Raw genomic sequence first — 26049 nt, 5'->3', positions numbered from 1 at the left:
CCCGCCCTGACCTGCTCTTTTGCTTCGCTCGCAAGTTCGGGCTACCTTTTTGCACTGACTAGTCAGTTCAAAGCAGGGGGAGGGTCTGTGGACAGCCCGCACGGGGCATCCGTCACCGCCGAGGATTTCGGCCTCAAGGGGCCGCGCGGCTGGGCCTTCCGAGGCATCGGGATCGACGCCGGGCCCGGCTCGCTGGTGGCGATCGAGGGCCCGTCCGGCTCGGGCCGCACCTGCCTGCTGCTCGCTCTCACCGGACGGATGCGCCCCACCGAGGGCCACGCGAGGATCGGCGGGCTGCGCCTGCCGCGCCAGATGGCCGCCGTACGCCGCATCGCCGCGCTGGGCCCCGTCCCCGGGGTCAGCGAGCTCGACCCGGCCTTCACCGTCGCCGAGCACCTGCGCGAGCGGGCCCTGCTGCAGCGCCGCTTCGACGGTTCGCTGCGCGCCCTGCTGCGCCCGCGTGCCGAGCGGATCGCCAGGGCCCAGGGACGGATCGACGCGGCGCTGGACGCCGCCGGACTCGACCCGGTCACCCTGCCCAAGGCCGAGCGGACCTCCGTACGGGATCTGGAGCGGCTGGAGGCGCTGCGGCTGTCCATCGCCCTCGCGCTGATAGGCAGCCCCCGGCTGCTGGCGGTGGACGACACCGATCTCAAGCTCTCCGACGCCGAACGAACCGAGGCCTGGGAGCTGCTGCGGTCCGTCGCGGCCGGCGGCACGACCGTGCTCGCCGTCTGCAGCCAGGCCCCCGAGGACGCGATCACCCTGCGCACGGACACCGCCGCCGAAGGCGGAACGACCGGGGAGGACCCGGCCAGAGAGAACACCGCCGGGGAAGACACGACCGAGGAAGACACGACCGAGGAAGGATCGGCCGATGCGTTCGCCGAGACTGGCCGCGCTTGAGCTCAGGCGTTTCGGCAGGGGGAAGCTGCCGCGCGCCGCGCTCGTCGCACTGCTGCTCCTGCCGCTGCTCTACGGCGCGCTGTACCTGTGGTCCTTCTGGGACCCGTACGGCCGCCTCGACAAAATCCCCGTCGCGCTGGTCAACAACGACAAGGGCGCCACCGCCGCCGGCAAGCGCATCGCGGCCGGTGACGAGATCACCGGCAAGCTCCTCGACTCCAAGGTCTTCGACTGGCACGAGGTGAGCTCCGCCGAGGCCGCCAAGGGCGTCGAGGACGGGACGTACTACCTCTCGCTCACCATGCCGTCGGACTTCAGCAGGCGGATCGCGTCCAGTTCGGGCGACTCCCCCGAGACCGGCGCCCTCCAGGTGCGGACCAACGACGCCAACAACTACATCGTCGGACAGATCTCCCGGACGGTGTTCTCCGAGGTGCGCACCGCCGCGTCGACCAACGCCTCGCGCGGCTTCTACGACCGGATCTTCATCAACTTCTCCGACCTCCACGACGCCACGGCGAAGGCCGCCGAGGGCGCCGACGACCTCAAGGGCGGCATCGGCAGGGCCAAGAAGGGATCGCAGGACCTCGCGGACGGGCTGAAGGACGCCAAGGCCGGCAGCGGCCGGCTGGCCGGCGGGATCGTCAAGCTCAACAAGGGCGCGGGCGACCTGGAGACCGGCTCCCGGCAGGTGGCCGACGGCACCCAGCAGCTCGCCGACAAGGTGAACGGGGTGGCGGCCGACGTCCGCCCGTTCCTGAAGGACAACGGCAAGTCGATCGGCGACACCGCCCGGCTGGTCTCCGACACCTCCAAGGCCGTGCGGCACAACCTCGATCTGCTCGTCGAGGCGGCGCCCACCGCGGCCACCGCCGCCCACACGGCCTCCGACGACCTGGCCCGGATCCACCGCACCAGTTGCGTGGACCAGCAGCCCGCCGACCCCGACATCTGCCCGCCGCTGAAGCGCGCCACGACCTCCGCGGCCGATGTCGCGAAGATCGCCGACGACGTGAACGTGCTGGTCACGAACCAGAACGGGGACCTGAAGAAGCTGAGCAACCAGCTGACCACGCTCCAGAAGCAGGCCGACGCCCTGGCCGAGCACGCGCCGCACCTGGACGAGGACCTGGAGTCCGCGGCCAAGAAGATCAACGCGCTCAACTCCGGTGCCCACAAGGTCGCCAGGGGCGCCGACGACCTGCACACCGGCCTGACCACGGCCAGGACCGGCTCCGCCGACCTGGACTCCGGCGTGAGCGACCTCAAGAAGGGCGCGACGAACCTGGACAGCGGGCTGATCCGGCTCGGCGACGGCTCGACCACCCTGGCCGAGGGACTCAACGACGGCGTCGGCCAGATCCCCGACTACGACAAGAAGGACCGCGACGCCCGTACCGGGGTCATGGCCGACCCGGTGCAGCTGGCCTCCCAGTCGCTGCACGCGGCCCCCAACTACGGCACCGGCTTCGCGCCGTACTTCATCCCGCTCTCCCTCTGGGTCGGCGCGATGGTGGCCTACATGCTGATCCAGCCACTCAACCGGCGCGCGCTCGCCGCCGGGGCCTCCGCCTGGCGGATCGCGTTCGCGGGCTGGCTGCCGGTGGCCGCGATCGGTCTGCTCCAGGTGACGGCGCTGATGTCGGTACTGCACTGGGGGCTCGGTCTGCAGATGACCCGCGCCGCCGGAACGATCGGCTTCCTGGCACTGGTGACCTGCTGCTTCGCGGCGATCGTGCAGTGGCTGAACGCCCGGTTCGGAGCCGCGGGGCGGATCCTCGTACTGGCGGTGCTGATGCTCCAGCTGACCTCGGCCGGGGGAACGTATCCCGTCCAGACCAGCCCCGGGTTCTTCAACGCGATCCACCCCTATCTGCCGATGAGCTACATCGTCGAGGGGCTGCGCCGGCTGATCACCGGCGGTGACCTGGGCCCGGTCTGGCAGGGCAGCGCGGTGCTGCTGGCCTTCACGGCGGGGGCGCTCGCCCTGACCGCGGTGGCCGCGCGCCGCAAGCAGGTGTGGACCCTGGACCGGCTCCATCCGGAGCTGAGCCTGTGAGCACGCCGGAACCTGTGAGAATCGGGGGCATGGAAAGCAGCAGCACCACGCGGCGCCGGGCCACCCGGCAGAAGCTCTACGAGGCGGCCGTCACCCTTATCGCGGAGAAGGGCTTCTCGGCGACCACGGTGGACGAGATCGCCGATCGCGCCGGGGTCGCCAAGGGCACGGTCTACTACAACTTCAAGAGCAAGACCGAGCTCTTCGAGGAGCTGCTGCGGCACGGCGTCGGGCTGCTGACGGCCTCGCTGCGCTCCGCGGCCGAGGAGACCGGGGAGCGCGGCGGCACCCGGGTCGAGGCCCTGGACGCGATGATCCGGGCCGGCCTGGTCTTCATCGACCGCTATCCCGCCTTCACCCAGCTCTACGTCGCGGAGCTGTGGCGCACCAACCGGGCCTGGCAGGGCACTCTCCTGGTGGTGCGTCAGGAGGCCGTCGCGGTGGTCGAGGGGGTGCTGCGCGAGGGCGTGGGCAACGGCGAGCTGAGCGAGGAGATCGACATCCCGCTGACGGCCGCCGCGCTGGTCGGCATGGTGCTGGTGGCGGCCCTGGACTGGCAGGCGTTCCAGCCGGAACGTTCGATCGACGATGTGCACTCGGCGCTGTCGCTGCTCCTGCACGGGCGGGTCAGCGGACGCTGACCGTCCGGGTCCGGTGCCCAGGAGCGCGGAAGGACGCCGGTCCGGCGAGGCTCGATCCCCCCGAGCCTCCGCCGGACCGGCGTCCTTCCGCGCTGCCGGAGAGCCTTCCCCCGTGACCCCGTTCTCCCCCGTGGTCCACGAGCTCTCCGTCGTACTCCCTCCGTACCGGAGGGAGCGCCGCTGCCGTTCCGCCGCCCCGTGCCGGCGGTGCGGAGCCGCGCCCTCCCCGTGCGCTCCACTCTCCCGTCCGCGCAGGTGGGAGCCCATCCGCGCACCTACTCATCTCCTCGTCTAGGTACGGATACTCAGGGCTGCGCTCCGAACCCCTCCCCCGGCGTTACGCCATCTGGTTACGATCGCGTCCGTGTCCGTACTTCCTCTGGTATTCACAAGCGGCTGGGCGAGCGGGATCAACGCCTACGCGGTGGCCCTGCTGCTCGGCCTGTTCGGCGTCACCGGCCTGAGCGACGAGGTGCCCGCGTCGCTGCAGCGCACCGATGTCCTCGTGGTGGCCGGTGTGCTCTTCCTGTGCGAGGTGGTCGCGGACAAGATCCCGTACGTGGACTCGGTCTGGGACTCGGTGCACACCGTCGTCAGGCCCGTCGCCGGCGCCGTCGTGGCCGCGCTGCTGGCCGGCGAGAGCGGTTCGCTGCCGGAGCTCGCGGCGGCGGCGATCGGCGGTTCCACCGCGCTGATGAGCCATCTGGTGAAGGCGGGCACCAGGATGGCGGTCAACTCCTCCCCCGAACCGTTCAGCAATATCGCCGTGAGCATCGCCGAGGACCTGGGCGTCGCCGGGATCGTCACCTTCGCGATCTTCCATCCGGTGGCGGCCGCGGTCATCGCGGGGACGCTGCTGCTGCTGGGCATGGCCATGGTGGCCTTCCTGGCCTCCAGAATCCGCCGGTATCTGCGCCGCAGGGCCCAGCGGCGGGCGGAGAAACGCCTGGCCGCAGCGGGTTCGCACCGGCCGCCGGGGTGACTGTCGGCGGTGGCCGTTAAGGTCACTGACATGGCACGTATTGCGGTGATCGGCGCCGGGATGGGCGCGATGGCGGCGGCCGCCCGGCTCGCCGTGGCAGGCCACCGGGTGACGGTGTACGAGCGGTCGGAGACCTTCGGCGGCTCGGTCGGCCGGTATGCCCATGAGGGCTTCGTCTTCGACACCGGTCCGGCGCTGCTGCATCTGCCCGCCGTCTACCGCGACTTGTTCGTGAAGACCGGCAAGGAGCCGCTGGAGCGGTGCGTCACCATGGCCCAGGTCGATCCGGCGAGCCGCCATCTGTTCGCCGACGGCACCGCGGTCTCGCTGCCGAACGCCTCCCGGGCCGGGGTCGTCTCCGCGCTGGACGACGCGCTCGGCGGCGGTGCGGGCGCGGCCTGGGGCGGGTTCCTCGACCGGGCGCGCGACGCCTGGGACCGGTCCCGGCGTCCGCTCCTGGAGGAGCCCCTGCGCTCCGACTGGCAGGTGCTCGGCCGCGATCCGTATCCGGCGCTCCGCCGGCGCCGCCTGCTGCGCTCCGCCCGGCAGGCGGGCACGGTCGCGGAGGTCGGCGCGTGGGAGCTGGCGGACCCCCGGCTGGCCGCCCTCCTCGACGGGTACGCCCTGTCGTACGGGCTCGACCCGCTACGCGCACCGGCGGCGGCCGCCCTGTTGCCGTACATGGAGGAGACGTTCGGCAGCTGGTACGTCTCCGGTGGGATGCGGGCCCTGGCGCAGGCGGTGTACGAGCGGTGCCTGGCCCGGAAGGTGGAGTTCGTCCTCGGCGCCGAGGTGGCCCGGGTCGTGGAGAAGGACGGCCGGGCGGCGGGCGTGGAGCTCGTGGACGGGACGGTCGCGGAGGCCGGTCATGTGGTGCTGGGGGCCCGGCCCTGGGCGGGGCTGGTGCCCGGTCAGGAGCTCCGGCAGGAGGGCGGCGTGACGGTGCGCCCGGGGCCGGAGCAGGGGGTGGTGCCGGGCCGGTTCATGGTTCTGCTCTCGTTGCGCGGCGCCCGGCCCTCGGACACCGTGCACCGGACGGTGGTGCACGCGGCGGACGGTGCGGCGGAGCGCGAGGCGGTGTTCGGCGGCCGCCTCGCCGAGCGTCCCACGGTGACGGTGCTGCGCCCTGACGACCCGTCGACCCGCCCCGACGACGGCCACGAGGCGGTGACGCTGATGGCGACGGTCGCCCCGCACGGGGCGGTGGACTGGACGGACCCGGCGGTGCGCGAGCGGTACGCCGACGCGCTGATCGAGACGGCGGCCGCGGCCGTGCCCGGGATACGGGAGCGGCTGCTGCGGGCCGAGGTGCGGACGCCGGCCGAGACGGCTGCCGACACCGGCGCCGAGGGCGGTGCGGTGCCCGCGCCCGCGCTGGCCGGGGCGGGCGGCGCGTATCTGCACCCGGGCAATCGCACCCGGCTGCCGGGGCTCTACGCCGCGGGCGGCTGGTCGCACCCGGGCGGCGGGCTCGCGCACGCGGGCATGTCCGGAGCGCTGGTCGCCGGGCTGATCGTGGAGGGCGACGGCTTTCGCGGCTCGCAGTGACCCGGAAAGCCGCCGGCCGGCCGCGGTCCGGCGGCCCCGGGCGGCCGGACCGTCGTCAGTAGCGGTATTGCTGCTCGTCGTAGCCGTTGCCGTTGTTGTAGCCGTTCGGGTACGGGGCGGGCGGCTGCGGCGGTGCGGCCGGGTACTGCTCGCCCTCGCGCTGTTGCGGCACCCAGACACCGCCCGGCGGAGTGTCGGCGGCGTACTGCTGGGCGTACGGGTCGGCGGTGTACTCCTGCCGGCCGCCGAAGCTGTCGTAGTTGCTGCCGTTGCCGTAGCTGTCGTACGCGTCGTACTGCGGGGAGCCGGTGGTGGTGCCGGTACCGATGTACGGGTCGGAGTAGGCGGCGTACTGCTGCCGCTCGGTGCCGTAGTCGTACTGACCGGCGAGCGGGTCCTGGTCGGCGTGGTTGCTCTGGCCCGCGTAGGTTCCCTGGTCCGGCGCACCGTACGCGGCGGAGTCGGCGTACGGGTCGTAGGCGGCGTACTGGGGCTGGGGCTGCTCCTGCCGACCCTGCTCCTGCCGGGACCGGTGGTGGTCGGAGTAGATGCCGTACTGCCCGGTGTCGTCCGGCATCGGCTCGGGTTCGTAGACCGCGGCGGCCTGGGGGCCGGGGGGCGGCGTCCCGGGGACCGCGGGCTGCGGGGTCCCCTCGTCGTACGCCATCTCCAGGTCCGACACCTGGAGGGTGGGCCCGCGGCCCTCCCGGTCGCCGCCGCCGCGACGACGACGGCTCTCGCCGGGGCTGCCCCCTATGGCCCAGCCGGTGGAGAAGCCGCGCCGGAAGGAGAGCGTGACGTACGTCTGGCCGGTCGCGAAGGCGATCGTGCCGAGGACGATGACGAACACCGACGGCATCAGCACGCCGACGACCACGATGCCGAAGCCCGCGAAGGCGAGCAGCCGCCATCGCAGGCGCGCCTTGTACTGCAGGAGCACCTCGCCGAGCAGCCACAGCGCGACGATGCCGAACGCGATGTAGAGGACCGTCCAGCCCATGCCCGCCCCCTCCTACGGCCACCCCCCGGGTCGCGGCGGGTACGGCCGGTCACGACTGCTTGTGCAGTCCGAGATTCTCGTAGATTTCGAGCGTCGCCGTCGAGTTGTTGAGCGTGATGAAGTGCAGTCCGGGCACACCCTCGGACAGCAGCCTCGCGCAGAACTGCGTGGCGAAGTCGATGCCAATGGAGCGTACAGCGGCGGGATCGTCCTTGGCGGCGAGGATGCGTTCTTTCAGGAAAGAGGGGAAAGACGCGTTGCTGAGCTGCGCGAATCTGTCCAACTGCTTGACGCTGGTCAGCGGCATGACCTCGGGAATGATCGGGGTTTCGCAACCCGCAGCGACCACGCGGTCACGCATACGCAAATAGTCCTCCGGATTGAAGAACATCTGGGTGATCGCATAGTCGGCCCCGGCGCGGCACTTGTCCACGAAATGCCGGATGTCGGTGTCCCAGTCGGTCGATCGCGGGTGCATCTCGGGAAATGCCGCGACGCCGACGCAGAAATCGCCGGATTCCTTGATGAGCCGGACGAGATCGGCCGCGTACCGCACGCCCTGCGGGTGCTCGACCCATTCGCCCATGGGGTCGCCCGGCGGGTCTCCGCGCACGGCGAGGATGTTCCGGATCCCGCAGTCCGCGTACTGCCCGATCATGTTGCGCAGCTCGGCGACGGAGTGGTTGACCGCCGTGAGGTGGGCGACCGGGGTGAGGGTGGAATCGGCCGCGATCTGCTCGGTGGCCTTCACCGTCCCGGCCCGCGTGGAGCCACCGGCCCCGTAGGTCACGGAGACGAAACTCGGCCGCACCGCCTCGACCCGGCGCAGCGCGTTCCAGAGGTTCCGCTCGCCCTTCTCGGTCTTGGGCGCCCAGAACTCGAACGAGTACGAGGTCTTGCCGGTCGCGAGAAGCTCACGCACCGTGCGCGCGTGATCTGTCCTGGTGGATGGTGTGCCAAGGGCCATACCGGCAGGTTAACCAGAGCGCGACGACCGATGGACCGAACCAGTGTGAATTGCCCGAATTGACCGGTTGTTTGTCCATCCCTCGGACAGTCGGCCGGAAACCGCCTCCGCGTCGCTCGGCCACCGCCTCCGGCCGGGCCGCCGGATCACGCCGCGACGCGCTCCCGGATCCTCCTGGCCAGGTCGGCGGTGGCGGCGGCCGGGTCGGCGGCCTCGGTGACCGCCCGGACGACGACGATCCGGCGGGCCCCGGCGTCCAGCACCTCGTCGAGGTTGCCGGCGTCGATCCCGCCGATGGCGAACCAGGGGCGCGGCTGGTCGAGCGAGGCGGCGTACCGCACCAGGTCCAGGCCGGGGGCGTGGCGTCCGGGCTTGGTCGGGGTGGGCCAGCACGGACCGGTGCAGAAGTAGTCCACGCCGGGCTCGGCGACGGCCGCGTCGACCTCGGACCGGGCGTGTGTGGAGCGGCCGATCACCACGTCCTCGCCGATGATGGCGCGGGCGGCGGGCACCGGCAGGTCCCCCTGGCCCAGGTGCAGCACATCGGTGCCGATGGCGTGGGCGACGTCGGCCCGGTCGTTCACCGCGAGGAGCTTGCCGTGGCGCCGGCACGCGTCGGCGAGGACGGCCAGGTGGTCGAGCTCCTCGGCCGCCTCCATGCCCTTGTCGCGGAGCTGGACGATGTCCACTCCCGCGGCGAGGACGGCGTCGAGGAACGAGGGGAGGTCGCCCTGACGCCTGCGGGCGTCCGTGCACAGATAGAGCCGGGCGTCGGACAGCAGCGCGCGAGGCGTGGACATGGTGCGGATCCCCCTGGGAGAGCGTGGTGGAGCGGCTGCCGCCGGGCGGTGCGGGGCGCGGGCCGCGTGGTGTCGCGCGGCCCGCCCCTCACATCCGGCCGGTCGTCAGACGGCGAGCGCCTGGGCGCGGCGCTTCACCTCCGTGCCGCGATTCTCGCTCAGTGCCTGGGCGGGGGTGCCCGGCAGGGTCGGGTCGGGGGTGAAGAGCCACTCCAGCATCTCTTCGTCGTTGTAGCCGTCGTCCTTCAGGAGCGTCAGGGTGCCGGAGAGGCCCTTGACCACCTTGTCGCCGTCGATGAAGGCGGCAGGCACCTGGAGCGTCCGGTTCTCACCACGTCGTACGGCGATCAGCTGGCCCTCCTTGACCAGCTGCCGCACGCGCGTCACCTCGACACCGAGCATTTCGGCGATGTCGGGCAGGTGCAGCCAGTCGGGGACGAGAGCATCGATCTTTGCGTCAATCTCGGTCACAAGGACAAGCCTGCCATCCCGCACTGACAGCCGATACCCGGACTCGGCCCTTCAGGGCCTCGCGGACCGCGCCGGCCGGGCCGGCCCGTCGAGAACGGCCATGCTCCAGCGGCTCCCGCACACCGGACGCCCCGCGCGCCCGGCGGCGCGCTACTGACGGGTCGCCGACTTCAGCGGTACGGAGGGGTCGGCGGCCCGTTCCGGATCGAGCCGCGCCCCCGCCTCGATGAGCTTGCGGCCCTGTGCCAGATCGCGCGGCCGGCCGACGGCGAGGACCGCGACCAGGACGCCGTCGCGCAGCCAGCACACCGACCAGGCGGGCCCGGCCGGATCGCCGCGCCACAGCAGGGTGTCGGCGCTCCCGTGGTGGCCCGCGTACTGCACGAACCGGTCGAACTGCTCGGACCAGAAGTACGGCACGGGGTCGTACACCACCGGCTCCGGGGCCTCGTCGGCCATCGCGCCGATGATGTTGGCGGCGGCGGTGCGCGGGCCCTGGAGCGCGTTGTCCCAGTGGTGGACGAGCAGGCGTTCGCCGTACCGGGCGGAGGGGAACGAGGCGCAGTCGCCGACCGCGTACACATCGGGTGCCGAGGTGCGCAGCGCCCCGTCGGCGGTCACCGATCCGTCGGGGCCGAGCGCGATGCCGGAGCCGGCCAGCCAGCCGGTGGCGGGCCGGGCACCGATTCCGACGACGACCGCTCCGGCCGGGACGGTGCGGCCGTCCGCGAGGACCACCCGGCCCGGCTCGACGCGCTCGACCCGGGCCCCGGTGAGGAGTTCGGCGCCGATCTCCGCGTACCAGGCGGCCATCGGGGCGGCGACCTCCGCGGGCATCGCGCCCGCCAGGGGCCGGTCGGCGGCCTCGACGACGGTGACGGCGCAGCCGGCGGCGCGGGCCGCGGTGGCGAACTCGGCACCGATCCAGCCCGCGCCGACGACCACGACGCCGTGCTGCTGGTCGAGGACCGGGCGCAGCCGTGCCGCGTCGTCGAGGGTGCGCAGCAGGTGGACGCCGACAACGCCCTCGGTGCCGGGCAGGACGACCGGTTCGGCACCGGTCGCGATGACCAGGCTGTCGTAGGGAACGGGCCCCGTCGGGGTGTCCAGTTCGTGCGCGCCGGGCCGTACTCCGGTGACCTCGCGGCCCAGTTGCAGATCGATGTCCAGGGCCTCGAAGTCGATGTCGAAGGCGGAGTCCTCGGCCTTGCCGAGCAGCACCGCCTTGGACAACGGGGGCCGGTCGTAGGGCTGGTGCGGTTCGGCGCCGATCAGGGTGACGGGGCCGGTGAAGCCCTGTTCCCGCAGGGCCACCGCGGTCTGCACCCCGGCCATGCCCGCGCCGACGACGACCACGCGGTGCCCTGCCCGCCGGTCCGGCCGCTCTGACTGCTGCTGATCGCTCACCCGTACACCATAAACACCTGACTGATCGTCAGGAAAGGGCGAGTTCCTCGACCGTGCTCGTCCCGCTGCCTTCCTGCGATTCCCACGCCCACCGTTCCTCCAGCCGGACCCGGCCGTCCGGGAGGTCGACGACGGTGGAGACGCAGTGGCCGCCGGCCGTCGTGCCGTCCTGCTTCAGCTGGACGTACCGGAAGTCCAGGGTGTCGCCGTCCCGGGTGCCGACGAGATGGCCGCGCACCACGTCGCCGCCCGCGTACTCGGCCCAGATCCGGCCGTCCTCCTCGTGGTACGTGAAGCGGGTACGGGTGCCGACCTGGCCGGGCGCCTGGTCGGCGACCGGAGCGAGGACGAGTCCGTCGAGCGAACGGGCCACGGTGGCCACTCCCTTACTGGTCCGGCGGGACGGGGTTTAGGGTGGCCAACGTAAAGCACTCGCGGGAGCCCGGACGCACCGGGCTGAGAGGGAGGCTGGGCGGCCTCCGACCGTACGAACCTGATCCGGGTCATGCCGGCGAAGGGAGGGGCTGGAAGCCCATGCGTTCTTCTCGGAACGGGAACGGATCCGATGTCCTGGTCATCGGGGGCGGGATCATCGGCCTGGTGACGGCCTGGCGGGCCGCGCAGCGCGGACTGCGCACGGCGCTCGCCGACCCCGAACCGGGTGGCGGTGCCGCCAGGGTGGCGGCCGGCATGCTGGCCGCCGTCACCGAACTCCACTACGGCGAACAGCTGCTGCTGGGCCTCAACGTCGCCTCGGCGGACCGGTATCCGGCCTTCGTGGCCGAACTGGAGGCGGCGAGCGGGCAGGAGACCGGATTCCGGACCTGCGGCACCCTGGCCGTCGCGCTGGACTCCGACGACCGCGCCCACCTGCGGGAGCTGCACGCCCTCCAGCAGCGGTCGGGCCTCGAATCGGAGTGGCTCACCGGCCGTGAGTGCCGCCGGCTGGAGCCGATGCTCGCGCCGGGCGTCCGGGGCGGCCTGCGGGTCGACGGCGACCACCAGATCGATCCCCGCCGGCTGGCCGCCGCCCTGCTGACCGCCTGCGAGCGGGCCGGGGTGGTCTTCCACCGCGGCTGGGTGGAGCGCCTGAACGTGGTGGGCGACCGGGCCGCCGGGGCGGTGCTCGCCGGGGGTACGGAGCTGACGGCCGACCAGGTCGTGCTCGCCGCGGGCAGCCTCAGCGGGCGGCTGGCCGGGCTGCCGGACGAGGTGGTGCCACCGGTCCGGCCGGTGAAGGGCCAGGTGGTACGGCTGACCGTGCCCGCCGGGTACGCGCCGTTCCTGAGCCGCACGGTCCGGGCCGTGGTCCGGGGCGGCCACCTCTATCTCGTACCGCGCGAGAACGGCGAGCTGGTCGTCGGCGCCACCAGCGAGGAAATGGGCTGGGACACCACCGTCACCGCGGGCGGCGTCTACGAGCTGCTGCGCGACGCCCACGAGCTGGTCCCCGGCATCACCGAGCTGCCGCTCACCGAGACCCTGGCCGGTCTGCGCCCCGCCTCCCCCGACAACGCCCCGCTGCTCGGCCCCACCACCCTGCCCGGCCTCCACCTCGCCACCGGCCACCACCGCAACGGGGTGCTGCTCACCCCCGTCACCGGTGACGTGATGGCGGAGTTCCTCACCGGCGGCGAGCCGCCCGAGCCGGCCCGCCCCTTCACCCCGCAGCGTTTCTCCTCCGTCGCCGCCTCCGTGCGTCAGGATCAGCCCGCAGTACGTCAGGAGCAGCCCGCATGACCGAGCCCGCACCGCTCCCCGGGGCGACCACCCTCTCCGTCTCCGTGAACGGCGAGGTCCGACGTCTCGCCGGGGGCACCACCCTGGCGGCGCTCGTTGCCACGCTCACCACCGCGCACTCCGGCGTCGCGGCCGCCGTCAACGAGACCGTCGTACCGCGCGGCCAGTGGTCCGCCACCGCACTGCTCGACGGTGACCGCGTCGAGGTCCTGACCGCGGTCCAGGGAGGCTGATCATGTCGGACGACCTCTTCGCCCTCGGCGACACCACGTTCGGCTCCCGGCTGATCATGGGGACCGGCGGGGCGCCCAGCCTGGACGTGCTGGAGCGCTCCCTGACCGCCTCCGGCACCGAGCTGACCACCGTCGCGATGCGCCGCCTCGATCCGACCGTGCAGGGTTCGGTGCTCTCCGTCCTGGAGCGGCTCTCCATCCGCGTGCTGCCCAACACGGCGGGCTGCTTCACCGCGGGCGAGGCCGTGCTGACCGCCCGGCTGGCCCGCGAGGCGCTCGGCACCGACTGGATCAAGCTGGAGGTGGTGGCCGACGAGCGGACCCTGCTGCCCGATCCGATCGAGCTGCTGGACGCCGCGGAGATCCTGGTGGACGACGGCTTCACCGTGCTGCCGTACACCAATGACGACCCGGTGCTGGCGCGCCGGCTCCAGGACGTGGGGTGCGCGGCGGTGATGCCGCTCGGCTCCCCCATCGGCTCCGGGCTCGGCATCCGCAATCCGCACAACTTCCGGCTGATCGTCGAGCAGGCCCGGGTGCCGGTGATCCTCGACGCGGGCGCCGGGACGGCCTCCGACGCGGCGCTCGCGATGGAGCTGGGGTGCGCCGCGGTGATGCTGGCGTCCGCGGTGACCCGGGCCCAGGAGCCCGAGCTGATGGCCGCGGCGATGCGTCACGCGGTGGAGGGCGGGCGGCTGGCGTACCGGGCCGGCCGGATTCCGCGCCGCCACTTCGCCGAGGCGTCGTCGCCGGTGGAGGGGCGGGCGGTGCTGGACCCGGAGCGGCCGGCCTTCTGAGCCGCCGGTACGCGGGTGGATCGCATGTCCCTGTCACGGCTCGGCTGCAGTACGGCCCCGGGAATGCCCCGGCCGGTGGGTCGTGTCCGTGGCGGCTCGTAGACTCGCCTGCGTGGATACGACCCTCCAGGACCCTCTCGTCGGGCAGCTGCTCGACGGCCGCTACCGCGTCGATGCCCGTATCGCCGTGGGCGGCATGGCCACGGTCTACCGGGCCGTGGACACCCGGCTCGACCGGGTGCTCGCCCTCAAGGTGATGCACCCGGCGCTGGCGACCGACGCCTCGTTCGTCGAGCGCTTCATCCGCGAGGCGAAGTCGGTGGCCCGGCTCGCGCACCCCAATGTGGTCGCGGTCTTCGACCAGGGGGCCCAGGGGCAGTACGTCTACCTCGCGATGGAGTACGTCGCGGGCTGCACCCTGCGCGACGTGCTGCGCGATCGCGGCGCCCTCCAGCCGAGGGCCGCCCTGGACATCCTGGAGCCGGTCCTCGCCGCGCTCGGCGCCGCACACCGGGCGGGCTTCGTGCACCGCGACATGAAGCCGGAGAACGTCCTGATAGGCGACGACGGCCGGGTCAAGGTCGCCGACTTCGGGCTCGTACGCGCGGTGGGCACCGTCACCAACACCACCGGTTCCGTCCTGGGCACGGTCTCCTATCTCGCCCCCGAGCAGATAGAGAACGGCACCTCGGACACCCGCACCGATGTGTACGCCTGCGGTGTGGTCCTGTACGAGATGCTGACCGGCGCCAAGCCGCATGGCGGCGACACCCCCGCCCAGGTCCTCTACCAGCACCTCAACGAGGCCGTCCCGCCGCCGTCGGCCGCCGTCCCGGGGCTCCCGGCCGAGCTCGACGGCCTGGTGGCGAGCGCCACCGCCCGCGATCCCGAGGCCCGCCCGTTCGACGCGGTGGCGCTGCTCGCCGAGACCCGCACGGCTCGCTCCGGCCTCACCGAGGCCCAGCTGGACGCCGTACCGCCGCAGGCCACCGCCGAGACGCACGACGCCGCCGAGGACCGCACCAGCGTGATCCCGCGGCTGCTCCCGGCCGGCCAGGGCGTCTCGCACCACACCAGCCGGCTGGAGATGCCCCCGCCGGTGCCGCCCGGGGCCACGCCGGAGAACCGGCGCCGCCGCGGACCGAGGCGCTCGGTCGTCGCCGTGGTCGTCGCCGTGCTGCTGGCGCTGGGGATCGGCACCGGTGTCTGGTACATCAACTCCGGGCAGTTCACCCGGGTCCCCTCGCTGCTCGGCCAGACCGAGAAGGACGCCCGGCAGCGGCTCGCGAAGGCCGGCCTGGAGCTCAAGGGCGTCGACCGGGCCTACAGCGACACCGTGGAGCGCGGCGAGGTCATCAGCAGCGACCCGGGGTCCGGCGACCGCATCAGGGGCAACGACGCGGTGAAGCTCGTCGTCTCGCGCGGCCCCGAGACCGTGAAGGTGCCCGACCTCCGGGACCTCTCGGTCGCCGACGCCAGGCGTGAGCTGAAGAAGGTCGGCCTGGTGCCGGGCATGATCACCAAGGAGTTCAGCGAGGAGACGGTCCGGGGCGACGTGATCCGCACGGACCCGGTGGCCGGCACCGAGCGCCACTCGGACTCGGCGGTCGCCCTCCATGTCAGCAAGGGCGCTCCGGTGGACGTACCCGACGTCAGCGGGCTGTCCGTCGAGGACGCCACCGCCGCGCTGGCGGACGAGGGGCTGAAGGCCAAGGTGCTGCCCGACCGGGTCAATTCCCCCGAGGTCGAGGGCGACATCGCCCGGCAGTCGCCGGGCGCGGGCTCCGAGGCCGCCGAGGGCGACACCATCACGCTCACGGTCTCCGACGGGCCGCGGATGATCGACGTCCCCGACGTCACCGGCAAGGACGTCGACGAGGCCACCGACGAGCTGGAGGCCGCGGGCTTCGAGGTGAAGGTCGACCGCCCGTTCCTGTCCTTCAGCGACACCATCGAGAGCCAGTCCGTCGACGGCGGGGATCAGGCCCCCGAGGGCAGCACCATCACCATCAAGACCAAGGGACTCTAGGGCCTTTCGTTAGGATCGTGCCGGGCTCGCGGGGTCTTGCACGTACTCCCCCAAAACCTTGAGGGCCAGGGGGACCCCCTCCGCGTTGTCGTCGGTCGCCGACGCCCCGCGTCGACTCCCTCCTCCGCCTTGCGATCGCATGCACCAGGCCCCGCTCCCTGATCCGGCCTGATCCAAACGAAAGGCCCCATCCATATGCGCAACCCAGTCGGCGGCCACATCCCGGTGGCCGGCGGCCTCGCCAAGGTCGGCCTCCCCTACGCCCGCGAGATGGGGGCGGAGGCCGTCCAGGTCTTCGTCGCCAACCCGCGCGGCTGGGCGACCCCCGTCGGCAACCCGGCCCAGGACGAGCAGTTCCGCGCCGGGTGCGCCGCCGCGTCCATACCGGCGTACGTCCACGCCCCGTATCTGATCAACTTCGGGTCGCACACCGCGGCGACCGTGGAGAAGTCCGTGGAGTCGCTGCGCCACTCGCTGCGCCGGGCCCGGGAGATCGGTGCCCTGGGCGTCGTGGTGCACACCGGATCGGCGACCGGCGGCCGGCCGCGCGAGCAGGCCCTCGCACAGGTACGCACGCACATGCGGCCGCTCCTGGACGAGCTGACGCACGACGACGACCCGTATCTGCTGCTGGAGTCGACCGCCGGGCAGGGGTTCTCGCTCTGCTCGCGGACCTGGGACTTCGGCCCGTACTTCGACGCGCTCGACGCCCACCCCAAGCTCGGCGTCTGCCTGGACACCTGCCACATCTACGCGGCGGGGCACGACCTGACCGGCCCGGAGGGCATGCGGAAGACCCTGGACCTGCTGGTGGCGACGGTCGGCGAGGGCCGGCTGAAACTGATCCACGCCAATGACTCCAAGGACGTGGTGGGAGCCCACAAGGACCGGCACGAGAACATCGGCGCCGGACACATCGGCGAGGGACCGTTCCGTGAGCTCTTCTCGCATCCGGCGACCGAGGGCGTACCGCTGATCATCGAGACGCCGGGCGGCAAGGAAGGCCACGCGGCGGACGTGGCACGGCTGAAGGGGCTGCGCGACAGCTGATTCCCCAGGTGATTCCCTAGGTGATTCCCTCTTCGATCACCATGAGGGAATACCCCGCTGGGGTATACGCTAGTACCACCACCGAGGAACCGGGCCAGGAGCCGCCAGGTCAGAGCTCGGGGCCGTCCCCGGGCTCTTCCTGGTAGGAGTACCGCTGCTCGCTCCACGGGTCACCGATGTTGTGGTAGCCGCGCTCCTCCCAGAAGCCGCGGCGGTCGGCCGTCATGTACTCGACACCCCGGACCCACTTGGGCCCCTTCCAGGCGTAGAGATGCGGCACGACGAGGCGGAGCGGGAAGCCGTGCTCGGCGGTGAGCAGTTCCCCGCCCTTATGGGTGGCGAAAAGTGTTCGGTCCGAGGCGAAGTCGGAGAGCCGCAGATTCGAGCTGAATCCGTACTCGGCCCAGACCATCACGTGCGTGACGTTCGGTGCGGGCGGCGCGAGTTCCAGGACCGTGCGGGCGAGCACCCCGCCCCATTCGGCACCGATCATGCTGAATTTGGTGACGCAGTGCAGGTCGGCGACGACCGAGGCGAACGGCAGTACCGAGAATTCCTGGTGGTTCCAGCAGTGCTTCTCGCCGTCCGCGGTGGCCCCGAAGACCCGGAACTCCCAGCGGTCCGGCTTGAACCTGGGCACGGGCCCATAGTGGGTAACCGGCCAACCGCGCTGGAGTCGCTGGCCCGGCGGAAGCTCGGACTGCTCTGACGCGCGGTGTTCCCGGCTTTCCGGCTGACCCATGCCTCCATGGTGACAGACAGGCAGGGGTGGTCCTGACCAGGGCAGGGGGCGATTCGGACAACTCACAGTAAGCCTGCACTTACTGGACGGCCATCGGGTGCGATGCGAAGATGCGGCCAACTTGCCAGTTCACCGGTTGGAAGGAGCCTCTGCGATGCAGGGCGACCCCGAGGTCCTTGAGTTCCTGAACGAGCAGCTGACCGCAGAGTTGACTGCCATCAACCAGTACTTCCTGCACGCGAAGATGCAGGACAACTTCGGCTGGACGAAACTCGCGAAATACACCCGCTCCGAGTCGTTCGACGAGATGAAGCACGCCGAGATCCTCACGGACCGCATCCTCTTCCTCGACGGACTGCCCAACTACCAGCGGCTGTTCCATGTGCGGGTGGGCCAGACCGTCACCGAGATGTTCCAGGCGGACCGCCAGGTCGAGGTGGAGGCGATCGACCGCCTCAAGCGTGGAATCGAGCTGATGCGCGGCAAGGGCGACATCACGTCCGCGAACATCTTCGAGTCGATCCTGGAGGACGAGGAGCACCACATCGACTACCTCGACACCCAGCTGGAACTGGTCGAGAAGCTCGGTGAGCCGCTCTACATCGCCCAGCAGATCGAGCAGCCGGACAGCTGAGGGCCGCGGCCCGACCGGCTCAGGTCAGGCCGCGTCGGGAAGCTGAATTCCCGGTGCGATCCCCGGCCCGGTCCCCGGTGCGGTGCCCGGTTCGGCGCCAGGTCCGGATCCGGCACCCGTGGCGGTTTCACCGGCGGCGCCGGGCATCCGCTTCTGGTCGAGCAGTTCGCGGCGCGGGCAGGCGCCACGGCCGAGCATCGCCTGGATGGCCCGGACGCAACCGCCGCAGTCCGTGCCCGCCTTGCAGGCGGAGGCTATCTGCCGGGGTGTGCACGCTCCGGCGTCCGCATGCTCCTTGACCTGCTTCTCCGTGATGCCGAAGCACGAGCAGACGTACACGCGGTTCACCTCCCGGCGGGATCGGTCGTTCACTGCCACCCCGTTTATCGGTGAGGCTTACCTAACCTTACCCGGCACCCAGAGGCGTTAAAAGCCTCCGGACGCCCTGTGGGGCACGGATCACATCGATCCGTGCCCCACAGTCGTACGCGCGCCACCTGCGGTGATGCCTACTGGTCCCGGTACATCTCGGCGACCAGGAACGCCAGGTCGAGCGACTGGCTGCGGTTGAGCCGCGGGTCGCAGGCCGTCTCGTAGCGCTGGTGCAGGTCGTCCACGAAGATCTCGTGTCCGCCGCCGACGCACTCGGTGACATCGTCACCGGTGAGCTCGACGTGGATGCCGCCCGGGTGCGTACCGAGGGCCTTGTGCACCTCGAAGAAGCCCTTGACCTCGTCCAGGACGTCGTCGAAGCGACGGGTCTTGTGGCCGGAGGCCGCCTCGAAGGTGTTGCCGTGCATCGGGTCGGTCACCCACGCCACGGTGGCGCCGGAGGCGGTGACCTTCTCGACCAGGGCCGGGAGCTTGTCACGGACCTTGTCGGCGCCCATGCGGACGATGAAGGTCAGCCGGCCGGGCTCGCGCTCGGGGTCGAGGCGGTCGATGTAGCCGAGCGCCTCGTCGACCGTGGTGGTCGGGCCGAGCTTGATGCCGATGGGGTTACGGATCCTCGACGCGAACTCGATGTGCGCACCGTCCATCTGGCGGGTGCGCTCACCGATCCAGACCATGTGGCCGGAGGTGTCGTACAGCTCGCCGGTGCGCGAGTCGGTGCGGGTCAGCGCCGACTCGTAGTCCAGCAGCAGGCCCTCGTGGGAAGCGTAGAACTCGACCGCCTTGAACTCGGCCGGGTCCGTGCCGCACGCCTTCATGAAGTTCAGCGCGTTGTCGATCTCGCGGGCGAGCGCCTCGTAGCGCTGGCCGGACGGGGACGACTTCACGAAGTCCTGGTTCCAGGCGTGCACCTGGCGCAGGTCGGCGTAACCGCCGGTGGTGAAGGCGCGGACCAGGTTCAGCGTGGAAGCGGATGCGTGGTACATCTGCTTCAGCCGCTCGGGGTCCGGGACGCGGTCCTTCTCGGTGAAGGCGAAGCCGTTGACGGAGTCGCCCCGGTAGGTCGGCAGGGTGACGCCGTCACGGGTCTCGGTCGGCTTGGAGCGCGGCTTGGAGTACTGTCCGGCGATCCGGCCCACCTTGACGACGGGCACGGAGGCCGCGTACGTCAGGACGGCGCTCATCTGGAGCAGTGTCTTCAGCTTGGCCCGGATGTGGTCGGCCGACACGGCGTCGAAGGCCTCGGCGCAGTCACCGCCCTGCAGCAGGAACGCCTCGCCCTTGGCGACGGCTCCCATGCGGGCGCGCAGCTGGTCGCACTCACCCGCGAACACGAGGGGCGGATACGACGCGAGGTCCGCGAGTACATCGCGCAGAGCCTCGGCATCGGGGTACTCGGGCTGCTGCGCCGCGGGAAGGTCTCGCCAGGTGTTGCCACCGGCGACGGAGGTATTGGCGTTCACGGTCACAACCCCAACATTACGGGGTTCGGCGGTGGGTCCTGCCACAAGCTCAATAGTTGAGACACGCGCTCGGACGAGGCCGGCGTCCGCTAAGGTTCGGAACATGTTCGCGCTGACAAACCAGAACTGGTGGTGGACCGCTCATCCGGCGGCCCACTGACAATCGCGCGCGACAAACCACGCGAAGGCCGCCCGAGGGGCGGCCTTTTCCGCGTTTTCGGGAGCCGTTCCTCCGTCCGGAAGGAACAATCCCATGCCTCACCGCACCGATGCCGTCATCGACAGGCTCCTGGGTGACGACTGCCCGCCGTTCGCGCTGCTGCGCAGGCGCACCCCCGGCCGCGACCACGACACCGTCGAGGTGCTGATCGGCCGGGTCCGTGAAGCGGACCGGCTCGCCGATCTCCCCGTCGGTGAGCTGCCCTCGCTGGCCCTGGTGCCGTTCCGGCAGATCGCGGAGCGCGGCTTCGACGTGCGCGACGACGGGACCCCGCTGTCCGTGCTGGTCGCGCAGGAGTCGTACGAGCTGCCACTCGCCGAGGTGCTGGACCGGCTGCCGGTCCGGGAGGTGCGGGTCGAGGGCGGTGCCTTCGACGTCGGGGACGAGGAGTACGCCGGGATCGTCCGGCGGGTCATCGAGGACGAGATCGGGCAGGGCGAGGGCGCGAACTTCGTCATCCGGCGGACCTTCCGGGGCGAGATCCCCGGCTTCGGGCGGGCCGACGCGCTGGCCCTCTTCCGGCGGCTGCTGGCCGGTGAGCGCGGCGCGTACTGGACCTTCGTCGTGCACACCGGGGACAGGACGCTGGTCGGCGCCAGTCCCGAGGTGCATGTGCGGATGTCGGGCGGAACGGTCGTGATGAACCCGATCAGCGGGACGTACCGCTACCCCGCCGAGGGCCCGAGCGCGGAGAGTCTGCTGGCCTTCCTCGCCGACCGCAAGGAGACCGAGGAGCTCTCCATGGTGGTCGACGAGGAGCTCAAGATGATGTGCACCGTCGGCGACATGGGCGGGGTGGTGGTCGGGCCGCGGCTCAAGGAGATGGCCCATCTCGCCCATACGGAGTACGAGCTGCGCGGGCGTTCCTCGCTGGACGTGCGGGAGGTGCTGAAGGAGACCATGTTCGCGGCGACGGTCACCGGCTCCCCGGTGCAGAACGCCTGCCGGGTCATCGAGCGGTACGAGCCCGGTGGGCGCGGCTACTACGCGGGGGCCCTGGCGCTGCTGCGGCAGGAGCCGGGCGGGGCACAGACCCTGGACTCGCCGATCCTGATCCGTACCGCCGACATCTCGGCCGGCGGCGAGCTGCGGGTGCCGGTCGGGGCGACGCTCGTACGTCACTCCGATCCGGACGACGAGGTCGCCGAGACCCACGCGAAGGCGGCCGGGGTGCTCGCCGCGCTCGGGGTGCGGCCCGGACGGCCGGTGGACGAGGCGGCCCGGCCGCGGCTGGCGGGCGACCCGCGGGTGCGGGCGGCGCTGGACGCCCGGCGGGACGGTCTCGCGCCGTTCTGGCTGCGGATGCAGGAGCGTACCCACGAGCTCTCGGGCCGGGCGCTGGTGGTCGACGGGGAGGACACCTTCACCGCGATGCTGGCGCATCTGCTGCGCTCCTCGGGTCTCGATGTGTCGGTGCGCCGCTACGACGAGCCGGGGCTGAGCGAGCTGGTGCGGGCGCACACCGGGCCCGTCGTGCTGGGTCCCGGGCCGGGGAATCCGGGCGACACCGCCGATCCGAAGATGCGGCTGATGCGCGGGCTGGCCGCGGAGCTGGTCCGGGATCACCGGTACGGCCTGCTGGGGGTCTGCCTCGGCCATGAGCTGATCGCGGCGGAGCTGGGGCTCGACATCGTCCGCAAGGCCGTGCCGTACCAGGGCGCGCAGACCCGGATCGAGCTGTTCGGGCGGCCGGAGACGGTCGGGTTCTACAACAGCTTCACCGCGCGCTGCGACGGGCCGGTGGCCGACGAGCTCGCGGCGCACGGCGTCGAGGTGAGCGTGGACGCGGCCACCGGTGAGCTGCACGCGCTGCGCGGTCCGGGCTTCGCCACGGTGCAGTTCCACCCGGAGTCGGTGCTGACGCTGCGCGGCTCGGCGATCGTGGCGGAGCTGCTGGCGGGGCTGCCGGTGGCCGGCTGAGGAAGGGGCGTACGGGACCCCGGTACGGCCGGGGTCTCAGCTCGCCGGGAGCGCGGGGACGAGGACGTTGTCGCTGCGGCGGCCGGCCAGGTAGTCGGCGACGTTCCGCACGGTGGTGTCGATGATCTGGCCCACCGCGTCCTGGGTGTAGTACGCCTGGTGCGAGGTGACGATGACGTTCGGGAAGGTGACCAGCCGGGCCAGGGTGTCGTCGTCGATGCCCTCCAGCGACTTGTCGAGGAAGAAGAGCCCGGCCTCCGCCTCGTACACGTCGAGTCCGACGCCGAGGAAGCGGCCCGCGCGCAACTCGGTGACCAGCGCCGTGGTGTCGATGAGTCCGCCGCGGCTGGAGTTGATGAGGATCGCGTCGTCCTTCATCCGGGTCAGGGCGTCCGCGCCGATGATGTGGTGGGTCGCGGGCAGCAGCGGGACGTGCAGGCTGATCAGGTCGGACTCGGCCAGCAGTTGTTCCTTCTCCACGTACTTCATGCCGAGGGCGACACAGGCGGGGTTCTCGGCGACGTCCCAGCCGAGCAGCTGCATGCCGAAGCCGTGGGCGATCCGGGCGAAGGCCTCGCCGATCTTGCCGGTGCCGATCACGCCCGCCGTGCGCCCGTGCATGTCCCGGCCGAGGAGCCCGTGCAGCCGGAAGTCGAAGTCGCGGGTGCGGCTCGCGGCCCGGATGATCCGGCGGTTGACGGCCATCGCGAGGGTCCAGGCGAATTCGGCGACCGAGTACGGCGAGTAGGAGGAGACCCGGGCGACCCGCAGGGCGAGGCGTTCGGCGACGTCCAGGTCGATGTTGTTGAAGCCGGTGGAGCGCTGGGCGATCATCTGCGTACCGCCCGCCGCGAGGGTCTGCAGGACGCCGGCGCCCAGGTCGGCGTTGACGCTGGTGGAGATGATCTCGTAGCCCGCCGCGATGGGGGCGGTGTCCTTGTTCAGGAAGACGTCCAGGCAGCGGACCTCGTGCTGTCCGGCGAAGGCCTTCTCGATCAGCGGCTTCTCGTCGGACTGCACACCGAAGGCCAGGATTTCCACGACTTCTCCCGTTCATCGCGCGGATCGGCGGATCAGCGGATCGGCAGATCAGGGGCATGGGCCGGTCATCGCGAATATACGGCCCGTGCCCCTGCCGCGCCGCCCGGCGTCGGAGCCGTCGGCTCAGACGTCGTCGAGACCGCGCTCGATCGCGTACCGCACCAGCTCCACCCGGTTGTGCAGCTGGAGCTTGCCCAGGGTGTTCTGCACGTGGTTCTGCACGGTGCGGTGCGAGATGACCAGCCGCTCGGCGATCTGCTTGTACGAGAGACCCTTGGCGACCAGCCGCAGCACCTCGGTCTCGCGCTCGGTGAGCTGCGGGGCCTTGGGCTCGTCGGACGCGGCGGGTGCGGGGTCGGAGGCGAGCCTGCGGTACTCGCCGAGGACCAGTCCGGCCAGGCCCGGGGTGAAGACGGGGTCGCCGACTGCGGTGGACCGCACGGCCTCGGTCAGCTCCTGCGTACTGGCCGACTTGAGCAGATAGCCGGTGGCGCCGGACTTGACCGCCTCCAGCACGTCGGCGTGCTCGCCGCTCGCGGAGAGCACCAGCACCCGCAGTCCCGGGTGGGAGCCGACGAGTTCCTTGCAGACCTGGACGCCGGGCATGCCGGGCAGATTGAGGTCGAGCACCAGGACGTCGGGGGTGACGGCCTGCGCCCGGCGGACGGCCTGCGGTCCGTCACCCGCCGTCGCCACCACGTCGAAGCCCGACTCGGAAAGGTCGCGGGCGACCGCGTCGCGCCACATCGGGTGGTCGTCGACCACCATCACCCTGATGGCCCGCTCCTCGGCTGCCTGGGTGTTCTCCGTGCTCATCTCGCTGATCCTGCCTTCCCCCGTGAGACCTTCGGAACCTTCAACTCGACCTCGGTGCCCTGGCCGGGCACCGAGATCAGCTCGGCCGTGCCGCCCAGGTCCCGCAGTCTCCCCCGGATCGACAGGGCCACCCCCATCCGTCCCTCCCCCTCGGCCTGGGCGAGCCGCCCCTCCGGGATTCCCGGGCCGTCGTCCCGGACCGTCACGATCACCTCGTCCGGCCAGTCCTCGACGAGGATCCACGCCTGGGCATTCTCCCCCGCGTGGACCCTGACATTGTCCAGGGCGGCACTGACAGCGGCGGCCAGCTCCATCGCCGCCGCGGGGGCGAGCAGCACCGGAGCGCCCGGCTCCGCGAAGCTGACCCGGGAGCCGGCGTGCGGGGCGAGCAGCGAGCGCAGATCGCAGTCGGCCTGCTCGGAGGGTTCGTCGTCGACCTCGACGCTGCGGACCACGGCGCCCTCGGCGGCGTCCTCGGAGACCCGGGTGGTGGGCACCAGACCGCTGGAGACCAGGGTGCGCAGGGCGACCTCCTGTTCCCCGGCCATCCGGCCCAGTTCGGCGGCCTCCCCGCCGAGCGCGGTGCCGCGGCGCTGCACCATCGCGAGGACCTGGAGCACGCTGTCGTGGATGTCCCGGGCCAGCCGTTCCCGCTCGCGCGTGGCGGCCTCGATCTCCAGGGCGCGGGCGAGGGTGCGCTCACTGGCCCTGGCGACCTCGATGACGTACCCGATGGCGATGGAGGCGACCCAGACCAGCAGCACGTTGTGGAAGGTGTCCCGGCTGGGATGGCCGCGCTCGACGATGTTGGCGACGGCGACGAAGCTGGACGCGAAGGCCGCCCACCGCCAGCCGCCCTTGATCGCGAAGGCCAGTACGGAGCCCGCCGTCCAGATGGACGGCAGCGTCGGGCCGTCGACCCGCTGGGCCTCGAAGTCGGCGAGCGGGGTGAGGAGTATGCCGGTGAGCGCGATGGTCAGATCGGCGCCGAGGAACCGTTTGGTGCAGGCGGTGGCACCCGCGACCTTCGGGAGGGTGGCGAGCGTCCAGACCACCATCACCACCAGGAAGGCGACGGCCACCCACGGCCGGTCGTACTTCTCCCGGCCGAAGACGGCGAGCAGTACCGCGTACAGCATCGTGAGGACGCGGTACGCCCTCAGTGCGCTCCACAGCGGCTGCTCGACCGACATCCGTACGACGCGCTCGCGCCTGGCCACTTCCCCCACCCCCTGGACGGAACGGGCGCGGTCACGCGCCGTCCCGTCGCGTCACGTCTGCGATCCGGACCCGGTGTCCTTGTGCTTCTCGGCCTCGGCGCGGCGCTTCGCCTCGTCCGCGATCTGCCGCTTGGCCGCCGTCGCGTAGATGTCGACGTACTCCTGGCCGGAGAGCTTCATGATCTCGTACATCACCTCGTCGGTGACCGAGCGCAGGATGAAGCGGTCCCCGTCCATCCCGTGGTAGCGGCTGAAGTCGAGCGGCTTGCCGATCCTGATCCCCGGGCGCATCAGCTTGGGGATCACCTGGCCGGGCGGCTGGATCTTCTCCGTGTCGATCATCGCGACGGGGATGACGGGCGCCCCGGTGGCCAGCGCCACCCTGGCGAGCCCGCCGGGCTTGCCGCGGTAGAGACGGCCGTCGGGCGAGCGGGTGCCCTCCGGGTAGATGCCGAAGAGGCCGCCGCTCTCGATGACCTCGATGCCCGCCTTGATGGCCGCCTCACCGGCGCCGCGGGCTCCCGAGCGGTCCACCGGGAGCTGGCCGACGCCCTTGAAGAAGGCCGCGGTCAGTTTGCCCTTCACGCCGGGTGCGGTGAAGTACTCGGACTTGGCGATGAAGGTGACCTTGCGGTCCAGGACGGCCGGCAGGAAGAAGGAGTCGGAGAACGACAGATGGTTGCTCGCGAGGATCGCCGGTCCCTGCGCGGGGATGTTCTCCAGGCCCTCCACCCATGGCCTGAAGGCGAGCTTCAACGAGCCGCCGATGGAGAACTTCATTGCGCCGTAGATCAACTCGGGTGCCTCCTGTGTGCTGTCGGACAGACCTTAACCCGTGGGGCGCCCGCGCTCCCGCCCGGCACGGAGCGGCCGCGGGGGCCGGAGCCGGTGACGGCTCTGGTCGGTGTCAGTCCGGTCGCGTACGGTGAAGTAATCCTCTGCACTCCCCCCTTTCGCTCCCCTGCGAGCC

At 71.5% G+C, this 26049-nt stretch carries 26 protein-coding genes and 1 riboswitch; of the genes, 13 read left to right on the top strand and 13 right to left on the bottom strand.

The features are described 5' to 3' along the window. Nucleotides 1-87 precede the first annotated feature (87 nt). The 5 genes from ACFYY1_RS04375 to ACFYY1_RS04355 all read left to right on the top strand — a co-directional run bounded on the left by ACFYY1_RS04375 (nucleotide 88) and on the right by ACFYY1_RS04355 (nucleotide 6136). Entirely contained in the window at nucleotides 88-906 is an 819-nt protein-coding gene (locus ACFYY1_RS04375) for an ATP-binding cassette domain-containing protein (protein WP_388580605.1), read from the top strand. After that, entirely contained in the window at nucleotides 878-2965 is a 2088-nt protein-coding gene (locus ACFYY1_RS04370; protein WP_388580602.1) for a YhgE/Pip family protein, read from the top strand. Before ACFYY1_RS04375 ends, ACFYY1_RS04370 begins: the two co-directional genes overlap by 29 nt. Before the next feature lie 29 nt (nucleotides 2966-2994). Beyond that, nucleotides 2995-3606 (top strand): TetR/AcrR family transcriptional regulator, encoded by a 612-nt coding sequence (locus ACFYY1_RS04365; protein ID WP_388580599.1) that lies wholly within the window; start codon nucleotides 2995-2997, stop codon nucleotides 3604-3606. A gap of 364 nt (nucleotides 3607-3970) precedes the next feature. Then, nucleotides 3971-4588: a DUF4126 domain-containing protein gene (locus ACFYY1_RS04360; RefSeq protein ID WP_388580597.1), complete on the top strand. Its 618-nt coding sequence runs from the start codon at nucleotides 3971-3973 to the stop codon at nucleotides 4586-4588. Nucleotides 4589-4618: 30 nt separating this feature from the next. Beyond that, entirely contained in the window at nucleotides 4619-6136 is a 1518-nt protein-coding gene (locus tag ACFYY1_RS04355; RefSeq protein ID WP_388580594.1) for a phytoene desaturase family protein, read from the top strand. Nucleotides 6137-6191: 55 nt separating this feature from the next. Here ACFYY1_RS04355 and ACFYY1_RS04350 read toward each other — a convergent pair whose 3' ends face one another. The 6 genes from ACFYY1_RS04350 to ACFYY1_RS04325 all read right to left on the bottom strand — a co-directional run bounded on the left by ACFYY1_RS04350 (nucleotide 6192) and on the right by ACFYY1_RS04325 (nucleotide 11154). Further along, nucleotides 6192-7136 (bottom strand): hypothetical protein, encoded by a 945-nt coding sequence (locus ACFYY1_RS04350; protein ID WP_388580591.1) that lies wholly within the window; start codon nucleotides 7134-7136, stop codon nucleotides 6192-6194. Nucleotides 7137-7185: 49 nt separating this feature from the next. Then, a complete protein-coding gene (gene metF, locus ACFYY1_RS04345) occupies nucleotides 7186-8103 on the bottom strand; it encodes a methylenetetrahydrofolate reductase [NAD(P)H] (protein WP_388580589.1) in 918 nt (305 codons plus the stop codon). A 146-nt stretch (nucleotides 8104-8249) separates the two neighbouring features. Further along, nucleotides 8250-8903, bottom strand: a complete 654-nt coding sequence (gene thiE, locus ACFYY1_RS04340; RefSeq protein WP_388580586.1) for a thiamine phosphate synthase — start codon at nucleotides 8901-8903, stop codon at nucleotides 8250-8252. Nucleotides 8904-9008: 105 nt separating this feature from the next. Continuing rightward, nucleotides 9009-9374, bottom strand: a complete 366-nt coding sequence (locus tag ACFYY1_RS04335) for an Rv2175c family DNA-binding protein (protein WP_266736757.1) — start codon at nucleotides 9372-9374, stop codon at nucleotides 9009-9011. 150 nt (nucleotides 9375-9524) lie between these two features. After that, a complete protein-coding gene (locus ACFYY1_RS04330; RefSeq protein ID WP_388580583.1) occupies nucleotides 9525-10781 on the bottom strand; it encodes an NAD(P)/FAD-dependent oxidoreductase in 1257 nt (418 codons plus the stop codon). 28 nt (nucleotides 10782-10809) lie between these two features. Then, nucleotides 10810-11154, bottom strand: a complete 345-nt coding sequence (locus ACFYY1_RS04325) for a hypothetical protein (RefSeq protein ID WP_388580581.1) — start codon at nucleotides 11152-11154, stop codon at nucleotides 10810-10812. Between the two features lie 51 nt (nucleotides 11155-11205). After that, nucleotides 11206-11318: riboswitch (TPP riboswitch) on the top strand. Between ACFYY1_RS04325 and thiO the strand changes: the two genes are divergently transcribed. The 5 genes from thiO (at nucleotide 11316) to ACFYY1_RS04300 (ending at nucleotide 16630) form a co-directional block, all read left to right on the top strand. Next, a complete protein-coding gene (thiO, locus tag ACFYY1_RS04320) occupies nucleotides 11316-12521 on the top strand; it encodes a glycine oxidase ThiO (protein WP_388580579.1) in 1206 nt (401 codons plus the stop codon). (Overlaps the previous riboswitch by 3 nt.) Then, entirely contained in the window at nucleotides 12518-12754 is a 237-nt protein-coding gene (gene thiS, locus ACFYY1_RS04315) for a sulfur carrier protein ThiS (protein WP_388580576.1), read from the top strand. The genes thiO and thiS overlap by 4 nt, the downstream gene beginning before the upstream one ends. 2 nt (nucleotides 12755-12756) lie before the next feature. Beyond that, on the top strand, nucleotides 12757-13551 hold the full coding sequence (locus tag ACFYY1_RS04310) for a thiazole synthase (RefSeq protein WP_388580573.1): 795 nt from the start codon (nucleotides 12757-12759) through the stop codon (nucleotides 13549-13551). 112 nt (nucleotides 13552-13663) lie between these two features. Continuing rightward, the gene (gene pknB, locus ACFYY1_RS04305; protein WP_388580571.1) at nucleotides 13664-15580 is read left to right on the top strand and encodes a Stk1 family PASTA domain-containing Ser/Thr kinase; all 1917 of its coding nucleotides are present in this window, start codon (nucleotides 13664-13666) and stop codon (nucleotides 15578-15580) included. 195 nt (nucleotides 15581-15775) lie between these two features. Continuing rightward, on the top strand, nucleotides 15776-16630 hold the full coding sequence (locus ACFYY1_RS04300) for a deoxyribonuclease IV (protein ID WP_388580567.1): 855 nt from the start codon (nucleotides 15776-15778) through the stop codon (nucleotides 16628-16630). 109 nt (nucleotides 16631-16739) lie between these two features. On the opposite strand, the gene ACFYY1_RS04295 is transcribed toward ACFYY1_RS04300, so the two are convergent. Continuing rightward, nucleotides 16740-17372: a sulfite oxidase-like oxidoreductase gene (locus ACFYY1_RS04295; protein WP_388580564.1), complete on the bottom strand. Its 633-nt coding sequence runs from the start codon at nucleotides 17370-17372 to the stop codon at nucleotides 16740-16742. Nucleotides 17373-17526: 154 nt separating this feature from the next. Here ACFYY1_RS04295 and bfr point away from each other — a divergent pair, with 154 nt between their 5' ends. Beyond that, nucleotides 17527-18006 carry a bacterioferritin gene (gene bfr / locus ACFYY1_RS04290; RefSeq protein WP_093543851.1) on the top strand — a complete coding sequence of 160 codons (480 nt, stop codon included), beginning with the start codon at nucleotides 17527-17529 and terminating at the stop codon, nucleotides 18004-18006. Nucleotides 18007-18030: 24 nt separating this feature from the next. Here the strand turns inward: bfr and ACFYY1_RS04285 are convergent, their stop codons facing one another. After that, entirely contained in the window at nucleotides 18031-18345 is a 315-nt protein-coding gene (locus ACFYY1_RS04285; protein WP_388581510.1) for a bacterioferritin-associated ferredoxin, read from the bottom strand. Between the two features lie 170 nt (nucleotides 18346-18515). Beyond that, nucleotides 18516-19862, bottom strand: coding sequence for a class II 3-deoxy-7-phosphoheptulonate synthase (locus ACFYY1_RS04280; protein ID WP_388581508.1), 1347 nt, complete (start codon nucleotides 19860-19862; stop codon nucleotides 18516-18518). Nucleotides 19863-19965: 103 nt separating this feature from the next. Here ACFYY1_RS04280 and ACFYY1_RS04275 point away from each other — a divergent pair, with 103 nt between their 5' ends. Further along, complete coding sequence (locus ACFYY1_RS04275; RefSeq protein WP_353962612.1) at nucleotides 19966-20022, top strand: trp operon leader peptide; 57 nt, start codon at nucleotides 19966-19968, stop codon at nucleotides 20020-20022. 93 nt (nucleotides 20023-20115) lie between these two features. Next, on the top strand, nucleotides 20116-22002 hold the full coding sequence (locus ACFYY1_RS04270) for an anthranilate synthase family protein (RefSeq protein ID WP_388580561.1): 1887 nt from the start codon (nucleotides 20116-20118) through the stop codon (nucleotides 22000-22002). 36 nt (nucleotides 22003-22038) lie between these two features. On the opposite strand, the gene ACFYY1_RS04265 is transcribed toward ACFYY1_RS04270, so the two are convergent. The 4 genes from ACFYY1_RS04265 to ACFYY1_RS04250 form a co-directional block, all read right to left on the bottom strand. Continuing rightward, nucleotides 22039-23043 carry a 2-hydroxyacid dehydrogenase gene (locus ACFYY1_RS04265; protein ID WP_388580558.1) on the bottom strand — a complete coding sequence of 335 codons (1005 nt, stop codon included), beginning with the start codon at nucleotides 23041-23043 and terminating at the stop codon, nucleotides 22039-22041. Between the two features lie 123 nt (nucleotides 23044-23166). Beyond that, complete coding sequence (locus tag ACFYY1_RS04260; protein WP_388580556.1) at nucleotides 23167-23859, bottom strand: response regulator; 693 nt, start codon at nucleotides 23857-23859, stop codon at nucleotides 23167-23169. Further along, a complete protein-coding gene (gene macS, locus ACFYY1_RS04255) occupies nucleotides 23856-25079 on the bottom strand; it encodes a MacS family sensor histidine kinase (protein WP_388580553.1) in 1224 nt (407 codons plus the stop codon). Before macS ends, ACFYY1_RS04260 begins: the two co-directional genes overlap by 4 nt. Nucleotides 25080-25130: 51 nt before the next feature. Then, entirely contained in the window at nucleotides 25131-25859 is a 729-nt protein-coding gene (locus ACFYY1_RS04250) for a lysophospholipid acyltransferase family protein (RefSeq protein WP_388581505.1), read from the bottom strand. Nucleotides 25860-26049: the final 190 nt, after the last annotated feature.

This window comes from Streptomyces sp. NPDC001890 (genome assembly GCF_042891445.1).
Classification (GTDB): domain Bacteria; phylum Actinomycetota; class Actinomycetes; order Streptomycetales; family Streptomycetaceae; genus Streptomyces.
Note: the sequence above shows the minus strand (reverse complement) of the source record. Positions and strands in the feature narration are given on the sequence as shown.